Here is a 14,682-nt window from a genome sequence, read left to right on the forward strand (position 1 = left end):
AGTGCCGCCTTTCGGAGGGTTGATACGCGCTCGTTTCGTGCACCGAATGCACGCGAGGAATGCGTGTCACCAGAGCCGTCCGTCAGAACGATGTTGCACATGCCGACGACAGTGGAGACTCATGCCATCAGATGACACAGCCGTACTCGTCGAGGACGTTCACAAGTCCTTCGGAACGGTTGAGGCTCTGAAGGGCATCGATTTCAGTGTCCCGGCGGGTTCCATCCTCGGAATCCTCGGGCCCAACGGTGCCGGTAAGACGACCACCGTCAAGGTTCTGGCCACGCTGATCAAGCCGGACCGAGGCCGCGCGGTGGTGTCGGGATACGACGTCGCCCGCGATCCTGCCGCCGTCCGCCGCTCCATCCTGATGACCGGTCAGTACGCGGCGCTCGACGACGCTCTCTCGGGCCGCGAAAATCTCATTTTGTTCGGTCGGCTCATGGGGTTGACCAAGAAGTCGGCGCGAGTGCGCGCCGAGGACCTTCTGCACGACTTCGACCTGCTCGAGGCCGGCGACCGTCAGGTCCGCGGATATTCGGGCGGTATGCGTCGTCGTATCGACATCGCGTGCGGACTGGTCGTCAGGCCGAAGGTCGTGTTCCTCGACGAGCCGACCACCGGACTCGACCCCCGAAGCCGCAAGGCCGTGTGGTCGCTGGTGTCGTCCCTGCGCGAACAGGGCATCACCACGCTTCTGACGACTCAGTACCTCGAAGAAGCCGATGTCCTCAGTGACAGCATCATCGTGATCGACAGCGGCCGGGTCATCGCGCAGGGCACCGCGGACGAGTTGAAGGCCACCACCGGCGGCAACTACTGCCACATCGTTCCGGTGGATCCGACCCAGATGCGCCGCGCCGCCGATGCCCTCGTCGGCATGCTTCCGCCCAGCTTCAGTGCCGCGGACCTCGACGCCGACACGTTGACCATCCCGGCGCCGGACGGCCCGGCAACGCTCGCCGAGGCTCTCAAACGTCTCGACGCCGCAGGTATCGCTCTGTCCGACATCGGCTTGCGCCGCCCCTCGTTGGACGACGTCTTCCTCTCCCTCACGGGACGAAGCGACGTCGATCCCGCCGACGACGGGTCCGCGACCGCCGACGCACCGCTGCAGTCCGGGCGGCCCGCGTGACCTCGTCGATCGAGACGCGTCGAGCCTCGCACCGCGCTCCCGAACCCACTGCCTTCAAGCAGTGGGCCAGCTTGTCGGGACGCTCGCTGGGCTCGATGGCACGCTCGGGCGGTCTCGTCGTGGCGATCATCGCGCCCGCGGTCTACACGGTGGGCTTCTACCTCCCTCTGCGACTCGTCATGCAGTTCCAGGGCTTGAACTACGCCCAGTTCCTGATGCCGATCATCTGCCTGCAGGCGATGGCCTTCACCGCGATCTCGGCCGCACAGCGCGCCGCGATCGAGGGCCAGTCCGGAATGACCACCCGACTGCAGACCATGCCGGTCACGCCGTGGGTGCCGCTGCTGTCGAGAGCCACGGCCAACCTCGTCCACGCGTCGCTGTCGCTGGCGGCGGCCCTGGTGTACGGGTCTTTGATCGGGTTCCGATTCCAGGCCGGGTTCGACGATGCCGCCATCTTCGTGTTGTTCGCCCTCCTCGTCGGCGCCGCTCTGACGACGGGCGGTGACGCCATCGGGTCGCTGTCGCGGTCACCCGAGGCCACCAGCCAGGCCTTGACGCTCCCGCAGCTGATCCTGGGAATGCTGTCCTCCGGGTTCGTCCCCGAGACGGGCTTCCCCGAATGGATCCGCCCCTTCGTCAGGAACCAACCCATCTCACTGTTCTCCAAGGCCATGCGCGACATGGCGGACGGCGGTGTCAACGCAACCAGCCTGTGGCCGGCGATAGCGTGGGCGGTCGGCCTGATCGTCGTCCTCGTCCCGCTTGCCGTGTGGGCGAGCACGAGGCGAGCATGAGCACACGAGACCGCGCCGGCGAGACCGTTCTGGATCTCCGAGCGCTGCCGGAACCCGATCGGATGCTCAGTGAGCTGAGCCCGGTCGCCCTGTCCTCGCAGAGCGCTCTTCATTGCGGGAGATTGCTGCGACGGTGGGCTCGGGACCCTCTCACGATCATTCAAGCCGTCATCTATCCCATTCTTTTCCTGTTGATGCTGCGGACCGTACTGGGTAATTCGATCTCGTCCGCCACGGGTGAGAACAGCATCTTCGGAACCGTCCCGTTGATCTCGATGGTCGCGGCCATGTCGGGCTCTCTCGCCAGTGCGGTCGGCTTGCGACGAGAGCGCGCAGCGGGTCTGGTGTCCCGGTTCCAGACCCTTCCGGTCCACCGTGCGGCCGGCCTGATGGGACGCCTGCTGGCGGAGACCGCCCGCATCGTGACCACCACCGTGCTCATCATCGTGGTCGGGTTCCTGCTCGGGTTCCGCTTCGACCAGGGGCCGATCGCCGGAGTCGCAGCGATGTTGGTGCCCTTGGCATTCGGTATCGGATTCGCCGTGTTCGTCACCTCGACGGCCATCGTGACCACGACGTTCCCGTTGGTCGAGAGCGTGGGCATGGTGTTCACGATCCTCATGTTCTTCAACTCGGGTTTCGTTCCCACTCGCGCGTACCCCACGTGGCTGCAGCCGTTCGTCGAGCACAATCCCATCTCGTGTGCGGTCGATGCGATGAAGGGCCTCACGCTCGGCGGACCGGTTACCTCTCCCCTCCTCCAGTCGCTCGCCTGGTCTGTCGGACTCTTCGCCGTCTTCGTCGTTCCGGCGATCCGCGGATATCGACGGGCCGCCGAGTCCTTCTGACATCCGTGCGTTCCGACAACGGCTCGGCAGCCGTTGTCGGAACGGCGTAACACTTGTCGGAACGGCGTAACACAATGGCGAGTCGGGGCTATAACCACCGCAAGAGCGCGGTCCACGGGAAGCCTGCGCATGTCGTGAGGACCCTGATATGTCGACTGCCGGAACGCCACGCATCGGGGTCCGAAGGATGCCACGCATCGGAGTCCGGGTACCACCCCGCGACGCGATCAATGTCCTGGCCGAGAGCGACCACGTCATCGCCAACCTCGTCGACGTTCTCGTCGTGGACGCAGCCGGGACGGACGCTGCCGACCTCACGCACGACGTCGCCTGCGCATGGATGCGGGCTCGACTCGATGTGGACCCCGTGTTCCGGCGCCGCATGCGACGTCGCTTCGCCGATCTGGGCGACCCGTTCTGGATCACCGACCGAGAGGTCGACGTCGCCGACCACGTCGTCGTCGAGCGGATCACCGAGCCCGGATGGTCGGGCGTCGAGCGACACATCGCGCACGTCATGGCCACACCGATGGTGCTCGAGCGTTCGACGTGGGAGATCCATTTCCTGACCGGCATCCGCGACGTCGCGGGCGTACCGGACGGAGCAACCGTCGTCGTCGTCAAGGTTCATCACTCGTCGATGGACGGGCTAGGGTTGGTATCCGTCATGCGCGCGCTGTTCGCGGATCCCGGAATGGCGCACGGCGGTGCCACCTCCACCCCGCGCGGCGGCTCGGCACCCACGATGATGCGCCCGCTCTGGAGGGAGGCGGCGTCGAGCGTGCCGCGGGCGATCGCCTTCGTCCGCGCCATGTCCGCATCACGGCGTGCGATGGCGCCACGCGCCCACCCACCGCGCCCCGCGACGCGGTTCAACTCCCGCATCACGCTCGATCATCGGATCAGGGTGCTCTTCCTGGACCTGCCCCGCATCCGGGCGATCAAGCGCGCCGTTCCCGAGGTGACGGTCAACGACATCCTGCTGACCGCGGTGTCCCTCGCGATGAGCAGGTATCTGCACGACAAGGGCGAGGAACCCGTGGCCACGCTGAGTACCACGATGCCGTTGGACATCGACGGTGCCGTCGACTCCCCCGCCGCGAACCGGACGACGTTCGTCGACGTCGACCTCCACACCACCGAACCCGAGCCGATGCAGCGACTCCGCGCGGTCCACGGATCCGCATCGGAGGCGAAGAACCGCGTGAAGGCGATGCTCGACACGCACACGGTCGGACCGTTCGACGTCGCACCGGCGTCGGTCCTACGGGTGATCGGGGCGCTCTCCACGATGGCACCGCACGACCGGCCGACGGTGCCGTCGAACACCGTCGTGTCGAACATGCCCCACGGCAACGACGCCCTGTGGTTCCTCGGAGCACCGGCGGTGTCGGCGTTCATGCCGATGCCCACCGTGGACGGGATGGGGTTGATACACCACGTCACCTCGCTCGGCCGACGAGTCAGCGTGACCGTGACCGTGGACTCGACGATGATGGCCGACCCCGACCCCGACCGCTACATGCGGTACCTCGACGACGCCCTCGTCGTCATGGAGGGCGCAGCAGCACTCGCCGCCGAGCCTGCGTCGACGCCTGTCCCGGCTGTCGCCGACACGGTCTGACGCGCGCGGAGAGTCCTACCGCGTCAGGACATCAGCTCCCAGGACGGTGACGTGGTCGGCGACCGTCGGCAGCGCGTCGGCACCGTCGTGGACGACGAGCGTCTGTAGATCGTCGAGCGACTCCACGTCCAGGTTCGTGATCTGCGCCCGACTCACCACGGCGTGCGTCACCCACTCGTCGGCCAGTGCGTCCGTCAGGTCGACGGATTCGTCCAGCCCGACGACTGTCGCACCCGCCGCCGCCGCGGAGACGATCGCGAACACCGACCAGTCGAGAGCAGCGTTCTCGCCCACGGCGATTCGCGATTCGTACGTCACGCCGAAGGAATCGGTGGCGACAGCTGCGCCGACAGTTCCGAACGTGATCGTGCGGTCGTCCGTGACCACTGCCGGGGTGTCCTGATCCGGAGACCGAACGCCGTCGGACGGTGACAGGGGCCCGCCATGGCCCGTCGACCCCGCATCGCCGTGGAGCGCGACGGATCGATCGGATGCGCGTCCGGTGAGCGCAGCACCCACCTTCGCCGCCGCCCACGTGGCCGCGACGAGCGACGCGGGATCACTCGCCGTCGTCGACACCACGGTTCCGGGGCCTGCGCCGTCCGCGAGCAGCGCTCGAGCAAGGCGATTGGATCGCGCGTCCATCTCGGCGTAGCTCACCTCGAGGTCGCCCGCCGCGAACGCGGGGGCACCCGGGTCCGCCTCGACGGACGACGCGATGGACGCGGCGATCGAGCGCGTCGGAACGCTCGGGCGCACCACGTCCGGACGCGGGTTCGGTACGGATACTGCCGCAGCAGAGCCGATGTCGACCGAGCCGATGACGCGGCCGGGATCGTCGGTGACGGCGTCGAGCACGGCGGAGAACACATCGGCGAACGTCGACACCGTGGCGGCATCGAACAAGTCGGTCGCGTAGGTGAAGAACGCCGAGACGTCGTCCCCGACCTGCCGGTGCGGTCGATCCTCCACGGTCAGAGTCAGATCGAACTGCGCCGGGTCGAACGGCGTCTCGAGTTGCTGGACGTGCAACCCGGACAGGTCGATCTCGGACAAGTCGGTGTTCTGGTAGGCCAACGCGACGCGGAACAGGTCCGCCGAACGCGACGACTCGACCACGTCGACCACGGCATCGAACGGAACGTCCGCATGGGCGAAGGCCGACAGCGCGACGCCTCGGGCGTCGTCGACGAGATCGGTGATCGTGGCGTTCTCGTCGATCCGCAGGCGCAGCGCCAGTGTGTTCACCAGCATGCCGACCATGGGATCGAGTTCCGCGCTTCCTCGTCCGGCCACCGCGGTCCCGACAGTGATGTCCGACGTACCACTGATGCGCGACAAGGCGACCGACAGCGCCGCGTGCACGACCATGAACGGTGTCGCGCGACGTTCGCGAGCCAGGACGCGCACTCGCTCGTACGTCTCCGCCGGGATCTCGAATCGGACGGACGCACCGATACCCGACGCCGCGGGCGGACGCGGACGATCCTGCGGCAGGGACAGCTCGGCGGGCATGCCCGCCAGCGTGTCCCGCCAGTAGGCGAGCTGACGTGCCGCGAGGGAGTCGTCGTCGGACGGGTCACCGAGCAGATCACGGTGCCACAGAGCGTAATCCGCGTACTGGACGTCCAACGGCGACCAGGCGGGCAGGACACCCGCCGACCGGGAGGCGAACGCCGTCACGACGTCGACGGTCAGCGGCGCGAGCGAGAATCCGTCCGCGGCGATGTGGTGGACGACGACGAGAAGGACGTGATGATCCTCGGCCAACCGGAACAGTCGCACGCGCAGCGGGACCTCGGTGGTGACATCGAAACCGGTCGTGGCGACCGCCAGGATGCGGTGCGGCAGGTCCTCGTCGGAGACCGATATCGGTTCGAGGTCGACCTCGTCGATCTCGCGCACGACCTGTCGCCCGTGGCCGTCGACGTCCGGGTAGACCGTCCGCAGAGTCTCGTGCCGGGCGATGACGTCCTGCACAGCGGTCCGCAGAGCGTCCACATCCAGAGGTCCACGCAGGCGGAGCCCGATGGGGAGGTTGTAGTTCGCCGAGTCCGGATCGACTCGGTTGGCGATCCACAGCCGTTGCTGCGCGGGTGCCAGCGGCAGCACCTCCGGACGCGATATCGCCGTCGGCCGGCGCCGCGACGCACCGTCGACGTCCAGGTTGTTGGCCAGATCGGCCACCGTGGTGGCGTCGAAGATGGTGCGCAGCGGAACCCGGACACCCAGAGCAGCACCGATTCTCGCGGCCACGCGGGTGGCGACCAGCGAGTTGCCACCGAGGGCGAAGAAGTTGTCGTTCAGCCCCACGCGCTCGACCCCGAGCAGTTCGGAGAGCACCTCCGCGACGACACGCTGCTCCAGCGTCCGCGGTTCGCGGAAGCGGCGCGGATCGACCACAGGATCGGGAAGTGCTGCGCGGTCGAGCTTTCCGCTGACACCGAGCGGCAGCGCGTCGAGCACGACGACGACGGGAACCATGTACGCGGGGAGCACGCGAGCGGCATCGGCACGCACCATGTCGGTGTCCACCGTGACCCCGGGCGCCGGAACGACGTAGGCGACGAGGGTGTCGTCGCGGACGATGGCCACGGCTCGCGCAACCCGGGAGGATGTGGAAACCGCCGCCTCGACCTCGCCGAGTTCGATCCGCAATCCCCGCAGCTTGACCTGATGATCGACGCGACCGGCGAACTCGAGTGCACCGTGGTGGTTCCACCGCGCCAGGTCACCGGTGCGGTACATCCGCGCGCCGTCGTGTCCGGGAACCGCGACGAATCTGTCCGCCGTGAGGTCCGGTCGACCGTGATAACCGCGCGCACTCTGGATTCCGGCGAGGTACAGCTCACCCACCACACCGTCGGGAACGGGGGCCAGAGCGGCGTCGAGCACCAACGCCGAGGTCCCGTCCACCGGAACACCGATGGGGACCGAGGGCGGTTCGCCGCGTCCCACGGGATGAGCCGTGGCGTGCACGGTGAACTCCGTCGGACCGTAGAGGTTGTGGACGTCGATGTCGCAGGTCTCGCGGAACTCATCGACGACGGCGCGGCCGAGCGCCTCGCCGGCGAGGAACACGACCCTCAGCGACTTGCAGGCGTAGCTGTCGGCAGCTTCGGTGAAGACGGCGAACATCGACGCGACGAACGAGATGGCCGTGATCTTGTGGCGAGCGATGCTGCGCAACAGATACTCCGGGTCGCGGTGCCCGTCGTGCTCCGCGACGACGACGGTTCCGCCCACCGCAAGTGCCACGAACATCTCCCAGACGGAGACGTCGAAGGTCATCGGCGTCTTGGCCAGCACCACGTCGTCGGAGGTGATGGAGAAAGCGTCCGCGAACCAGTCGGTGTGGTGCGCGACGGCGCCGTGGGGAACGGAGACGCCCTTCGGGACACCGGTGGAGCCGGAGGTGAACACGATGTACGCGGTGGTGCCCGCGTGGACGGTCCCGAGCCGTTCCTCGTCGGTGAGGGGTCCCGACGGCAGCGACTCGTCCTCGAGCTCCGACAGGAGCACGGCGAGTGGCCCGCCCACGTCTCCCGCAGTCACGACGCAGACGGGCGCCGTGGCCTCGATGATGGTCTCGATGCGGGCGGTGGGCTGGTCGGGATCGACGGGTACGTATGCGCCGCCGGCCTCGAGCACGGCGTACACCGCGACGAGGGCGTCGACGGATCGTGGGAGCGCCACGACGACGGCGGACTCCGGTCCGACGCCGCGACGGACCAGCGCTCGCGCGACACGGTCGACACGTGCTGCGAACTCGCCGTAGGTGTAGTCGTTCTCGTCGTCGGCGACGGCCCTGGCGTCCGGCGTCTCGAGCACTCGATCGCGGAACCGGGACAGCACGGTGACCGCGCCGGTAGTCGGCTCCGGCTCGAACCGCCGGACCATGCGGCCGCGCTCGACGTCGCCGACGAGGTCGATGTCGGCCAGCGCGACGGTCGAGTTCTCGGCCACCGCGTGCGCGACGGCCAGGAAGCGCTCACCGAGAGCGACGGCCGTTTCCTTGTCGAACAGGTCTGTCGCGTAGCCGATCGTGGCCGCGAGTCCGTCGGGGGCGCCGAGGGGAGTCACCGAGTCCACCAGCGTGAACTGCAGGTCGAACTTCACCACACCGAGGTCGAACTCCAGCGTCTCGAGGCGTAGATCGGTGAGCTCGAAGTGCGCTTGCCCGAGATTCTGGAACGCCAGCATGACCTGGAAGATGGGGTGCCGCGCACGAGATCTCGGCGGATCGACCACCTCGACGAGCCGCTCGAACGGCACGTCGGCATGGGCGAACGCGGCCAGATCCTGCTCCCTCGTGTGAGCGAGGAGTCGGTCGAAGCTCTGGGTCGTGTCGACGCGTGTGCGCAACGCGAGCGTGTTGACGAACATGCCGATCATGTCGTCGATGGCCGCGTCTCCGCGGCCCGCGATCGGCGTGCCGACGGTGATGTCGTCGGTTCCGGAATGCCGCGCCAACACCACGGCGAGGATCGAGTGCACCACCATGAAGAGGGTGGACGAGTTGGCCCGTGCGACGTCGACGAGACGCGCATGGAGTTCCGGGTCGATGACGAACTGTTCCGTGGCGCCCGCATAGGTGGGCTCGGTCGGGCGCGAACGGTCCCGTGGAAACGGCAGCTCGTCCGGAAGATCGGCCAGCGCGCTGAGCCAGTACTGCTCCTGCCGGGCGATGATCGACTCAGGATCGTTCTCGTCGCCGAGGGCGTCGCGCTGCCACACCGCGTAGTCCGAGTACTGCACCGGAAGCGGTGCCCAGGCGGGGGCGAACCACGCGATCCGCGCGCTGTACGCGGCCATCAGATCGCGGGCCAAGGGAGCCATCGAAGCGCCGTCCGCCGAGATGTGATTGACGACGACCGCGAGCACGTGGGTGTCGTGCGAGGTGCGGAACAGCGTCGCGGCGACGGGCACCTCGACGGTCACGTCGAAGGCGCGGGATGCGAGCTTGGCCACCGCGGCGGGCAGGTCGGACTCGCGGATGTCGACGGGGGTGAGGTCGGGGACGACGGACTCCGCCATGCGCGCGATCTGCACGGGTCCCGACGCGCTGTCCGGGTACAGCGAGCGCAGCGACTCGTGCCGGTCGACGACGTCGAGCATCGCCACCTGCAGGGCGGGGACGTCGAGATCTCCGACGAGCCGGACGGCGAAGGGGATGTTGTACGCGGCGGACGACGGATCGAAGCGGTTGAGGAACCACATGCGCCGCTGGGCGTAGGACAGAGGCGGCGCATCGACGAGGGACTCCGGGTCGGCGGATGCCGTGGCACGACGGACCAGTGGCGGCCGCGCCGCGACAGCGTCGCCGAACTGCAACTTCGCCGCGAGGGCCGACACCGAGGGAGCCTCGAACAAGGTCCGTACGGTCACGGTCGTGTCCAGCGCGGCACCGAGGCGGGCGACGGCCCGCGTGGCGACGAGCGAATTGCCGCCGAGCGCGAAGAAGTCGTCGTCCCGACCGACGCGGTCGACGCCGAGCAGCTCCGCGAACACCGACGCGACGATTTCCTCGACGGGCATGCTCGGTGCCCGGAATTCGTGCACCTCGATGACGGGCTGGGGCAGCGACGCTCGGTCGATCTTGCCCTGCACCGTCATCGGCAACGCGTCGAGAACCATCACCGACGAGGGCACCATGTGCGAGGGCAGACTCTGGACGGCGAAGCGGTGGATCTCGTCGCTGTCGACGGTCCGTCCGTCCTCGAGGACGACATAGGACGCGAGCGTGACCACGCCTGCCGTCTGACGGTGCGCGACCGTGACCGACGACCGCACGCTCTCGTGCATGGACAGCACGGCGTCGACCTCACCGAGCTCGACGCGGATGCCGCGGATCTTGATCTGGAAGTCGGCGCGACCGACGTAGGCGATCTCCCCGTCGGCCGTCCAGCGGACCAGATCACCGGTCCGGTACATGCGGCTGCCGGCGTCGTACGGGGACGCGACGAAACGTCCCGACGTCACGCCGGGCGCTCGGACGTAGCCGCGGGCCTGCGACGGTCCGGCGAGGTAGAGCTCACCGACGACGCCGGTGGGAACGGGCCGCAGCCACTTGTCGAGCACGAGGCACGACGCACCGCGGACGAGCGTGCCGACCGTGATCGGATCTCCCGCGGTCATGGCCGTCGACATATGACTGATCATCGTGATCTCGGTGGGCCCGTACGCGTTGTACATACGGCGGCCGGGAGCCCACTTCGCGACCAGATCGGCGGGGCACGCTTCACCGGCGGTGACGATGTGTCGGACGTGATCGAGACCGATGGAGTCGAGCGACGCGAGAGCGGCGGGCGTGATGGTCATGTGCGTGACGCGCTTCTCGGTCACGTAGTCCGCGAGGTCCTCGCCGCCGAAGACGTCCGCCGGTGACACGACCAGGGTGGCGGACCGGGAGAGCGCCGACAGCATCTCGAACAGGGACGAGTCGAAGCTCGGCGACGCGAGCGCCAGGATGCGTGAGGACGGCTGGACCTGCAGGGCGAACTCGATGTGGCGCGTCAGGTTCGCCACGCCGCCGTTGCCGACCACGACGCCCTTGGGCAGGCCGGTCGAGCCGGAGGTGTAGATGACCCAGGCGGGAGTGTGCAGGTGGATCGGTCCGAGACGGTGGGCGTCGGTGACGCGGTCGGGCGAGAACTCGGCTGCGGTCCGGTCGGTCTCGGCCGCGTCGACGGCGATCCACTCGACCGAGTCGGGGAGCAGCGCCGCTCGACGCGTATCGGACAGACCGATCAGGGCACCCGAGTCGGACACCAGGTGCTGGATGCGCGCGGTGGGAAGCGCGGGATCGATCGGCAGGAACGCTGCGCCCGTGCGGGCCACCGCCCAGATGCACAGGATCGTGTGCAACGACCGGGGCAACGCCACGGCGACAATGCTCTCGGGACCCACGCCCCGCGAGATCAACATCCGCGCCATCCGGTTGGCGGACGCGTCGAGCTGTGCGTACGTGACGACGCCCTGCGCCGTGTCGATGGCGACGGCCTCGGGATCGGTCGCGACGGCGTCGTCCATGACGTCGACGAGTCGGCGGGGGAAGACGGACGGCGTGCCGCGGGCGGGGACGAGGTTCGACCGCTCCTCGGGCGCGAGCAGCTCGATGTCCAGGACGGCACGGTCGGCGCCGGCCTCGGAGAAGCGGCGCAGGAACGTCAGGAACCTCGACCGGATGTCGTCCACCGCGCGCTGCGAGTACAGGTTCGGGTTGCACTCGAGGTCGATCTGGAGCTCGTTGTCCCCGCCGGGCGCCGGGTACAGGTTCATCGCGAGGTCTTCGACCGGCCCGGTCGTGAGCACGTGGTACGACCCGCGTACCTCGCCCAGCACCATCTCGTTGTCGAACATCATCAGGTTGACCGTCGGCCCGAACAGCCCGCGGGTGTTGGTCAGCTCCCCCGCGTCGCGCCGGATGTCCTCGTGGCGATACCGCTGCCGTCGCAGCGCGCCGGTGAGTTCACGCTGCACCGCGTCGACCGTTCCGGCCACGGTGGCGGTGTCGTCGACACGCACGACCAGCGGCACGACGTTGGAGACCATGCCGCCGGAACGACGCAGGATGGCACTCGACCGACCCGAAACCGGGAGGGAGAGAACGACATCCGTGGCGCCGGTCATGCGGGAGACGTACGCGGAGAAGGCTGCGATGGCCAGGGTCGCCGTCGTGGTTCCCAACGAGTCGACACCCTTGGCGAGGGCTTCGGCGACGTCCACCGGGGTACGGCCGGACGCGGACCGGCACGGAACGGACACCGGCGCTGCGGTGTCGACGAACGAGACCGCGTCGGGAAGGGACTCGAATTTCTCCGCCCAGTGACGCCGGTCGTTCTCGAATCGGGTGGACTCGCGGTACGCGACGTCGTCCTGCTGGATGGTGCGCAGATCCTCCGCACGCGTCGGCGTCGGGACCTCACCGCGGACCAGGGCCGAGTAGTGGGCTGCGACGTCCCGCAGCAGCGTCATGGCGCCGAAGCCGTCCAGCACGATGTGGTGGATGCGGCAGTACCAGAAGTACCGTTCGTCGGCGACGCGGATGAGGTAGGTGACCACCAACCGGTCCTTCACCAGGTCGATCGGGGAGGCGCACTCGTTGCGCATCCACTCGATCGCGGTCTCCACCGGGGTGGCGTCGTCACGCAGGTCGAGGTGGCGCATCGTGTCGGTGATCGTGAGGTCCACCACCTGTTCCGGCACACCGTCGGTCTCGACGATCCGGACGAAGCCCGAGCCGAACCTGGTGCCGACGGCGATCATCGCCGCTTCGAGGGCGTCACCGTCGACCGGGCCGTTCAGATCGACGTAGTGAGCGATGGAGACCGGAACTGTGCCGGAGAGCTGCTGGGCGAACCAGATGCCGCGCTGCGCGGCGGTCAACGGGATGGGCTGGAGAGCCGTCGGATCGGTCGCGTCCGGTGTACCGACGTTCGAGTCGGGTGCGACAACCTCGATGTCGGACGACTGCACGGACTGGACCTCCGACTCCACTGGCGGCACGCTGTTCGCGCCGCACGTTTCCCGCGAGGGCCCGCGACCTGTCGCCGTGTGATCCCTCGTGATCGGTCCTCGTTCCGGTTACTCAGTCTTTCACAGACCGTAAAACCTCGACAAGGTGAACAGTCTGCACACCCGACCCGTTCACGGCGCCCGATACGGTGGACCGGACCCTACGACACGGCGATTGTCGATGGTGTCACCGTTTCGACGCCGACCGAGACTTTACACAGTTACAAACCGGTCGTTCCGGGATACAGCACCGAATACGGACCAGCTCTCACCCATATTCCACAAATATCGTTGCTGCAGCACCAGAATCGATGCGACCCGTCCCAGGAGACTGCGTGAACACATTCCGGCGTTCGACCAGACGGCCCGCTCCGCGAGGCCGTCCCATGACCTCGCGAGACGCACTGAACCTGTACCTCGAGACCACCCACACCTCGGCCATCCTCATCCACGCCTTCGTCGTCGATGTCGCGGCCGGGACCGGTCCGGGCATTCGTAACCATCAGGACGCCGTCGACTACGCCCGGTCGATCGTCCACCTCGATCCGATCTTCCGGCAGAAACTTCACCGGTATCCGAGGGACGTGCACTATCCGTTCTGGGTGGACGACCCGACGACGGACGTCGGCTCCCACGTGTTCGTCACCACCCAGCAACCGGGTGAGACCGACATCGTCCGCCGCCGGACCGTGGAGCTGTCCCGTGAGTTCTTCGACTTCCGCACCGGCCCCGCCTGGCAGCTCCACTTCCTCGTCGACCTGCACGGTGTCGACGGCGTTCCCGACGGGGGAACGGTAATGATCGCGAAGTTCCACCACAGCGCGATCGACGGCGTGAGCGCGTCCGACCTCATCTCCCGGATGCTGTCGCCGACCCCCGCCGAGCCGAGGCCGTCCGCCCCGGAGGTTCCCGCCCCGTCGACGCCGCGCGCGCTGGCCGCCGTCCCGAAGGATCTGGTACTCCTGGGCGCGACCGCACTCCGCTGGGCCACCAGGAAACGCCCGACCGCCCCCGTACCACGGCCGGCCGCACCCGGGGCGGTGCCGGCCACACGCTTCAACGGCGACATCGAACCCGACATGGCTTGGGACCTGACCTGGTTCGATCTCGACCGCATCCGCCGCATCAAGGCCGGCTACGCCGAGACGACCGTCAACGACCTCATGACCGCCATCATCTCGCTGGCCCTGTCCTCGTATCTGGACGAGCACGGCGAACTGCCCGAGGCGAGTCTGTCGATCTCGATGCCGATGAGCACCCGCTCCCTCACCGATGCCTCCACCGCGAACCAGCTGACCCCGATGACGGTGGATCTGCACACCGACATCCCCGACGCGGGACAGCGACTCCATGCGATCCACGCGTCGTTGATCGACGCGAAGGAGGCCGTGGTCCGCTCCGCCTCACGGACCGGCCCACCGCATCCGTTGACCGCCATGCCGTCGGTCGTCGTCCCGATCGTCGGTGCCCTCAGCCCGACCCCTCCCGAGAAGCCGACGACCTCACCGACCACGACCATGCTGAGCAACGTCAGCTACGGGCGGGGTCCGCTCGAACTGCTGGGCGCACCCGTCGTCGGCTGCTACGGCGTCCTCCCCGCGGTGCGGGGCGTCCACCTCACCCACTCCGTGCGGTCGGTCGGATCGTCCATCTCGATGTCCGTCGCCTCGAACGCTCGCGCGATGCCCGACATCGAGCACTACATGTCCCTGATCCGCGAGGCCGTCGACCGCCTCGAGCGCGAGGCCTGACCGGTCACCG

Annotated in this window: 6 protein-coding genes; 5 read left to right on the top strand and 1 reads right to left on the bottom strand. The window is 68.0% G+C overall.

What is annotated here, in order from left to right; genetic code table 11:
• Nucleotides 1–121 precede the first annotated feature (121 nt).
• The 4 genes from AC0IX4_RS05695 (at nt 122) to AC0IX4_RS05710 (ending at nt 4,404) form a co-directional block, all read left to right on the top strand.
• Nucleotides 122–1,135 (top strand): ATP-binding cassette domain-containing protein, encoded by a 1,014-nt coding sequence (locus tag AC0IX4_RS05695; protein WP_471828371.1) that lies wholly within the window; start codon nt 122–124, stop codon nt 1,133–1,135.
• Nucleotides 1,132–1,932, top strand: coding sequence for an ABC transporter permease (locus AC0IX4_RS05700; RefSeq protein WP_056073702.1), 801 nt, complete (start codon nt 1,132–1,134; stop codon nt 1,930–1,932). Before AC0IX4_RS05695 ends, AC0IX4_RS05700 begins: the two co-directional genes overlap by 4 nt.
• Entirely contained in the window at nt 1,929–2,780 is an 852-nt protein-coding gene (locus tag AC0IX4_RS05705) for an ABC transporter permease (RefSeq protein ID WP_042575444.1), read from the top strand. The genes AC0IX4_RS05700 and AC0IX4_RS05705 overlap by 4 nt, the downstream gene beginning before the upstream one ends.
• A gap of 187 nt (nt 2,781–2,967) precedes the next feature.
• Entirely contained in the window at nt 2,968–4,404 is a 1,437-nt protein-coding gene (locus tag AC0IX4_RS05710; protein ID WP_471828372.1) for a wax ester/triacylglycerol synthase domain-containing protein, read from the top strand.
• A 15-nt stretch (nt 4,405–4,419) separates the two neighbouring features.
• Here the strand turns inward: AC0IX4_RS05710 and AC0IX4_RS05715 are convergent, their stop codons facing one another.
• Nucleotides 4,420–12,882, bottom strand: coding sequence for an amino acid adenylation domain-containing protein (locus AC0IX4_RS05715; RefSeq protein WP_471828373.1), 8,463 nt, complete (start codon nt 12,880–12,882; stop codon nt 4,420–4,422).
• A 425-nt stretch (nt 12,883–13,307) separates the two neighbouring features.
• Here AC0IX4_RS05715 and AC0IX4_RS05720 point away from each other — a divergent pair, with 425 nt between their 5' ends.
• Complete coding sequence (locus tag AC0IX4_RS05720) at nt 13,308–14,672, top strand: wax ester/triacylglycerol synthase domain-containing protein (RefSeq protein ID WP_042575421.1); 1,365 nt, start codon at nt 13,308–13,310, stop codon at nt 14,670–14,672.
• Nucleotides 14,673–14,682 lie beyond the last annotated feature (10 nt).

The sequence above is a fragment of the Rhodococcus sp. AC861 genome (assembly GCF_979256035.1).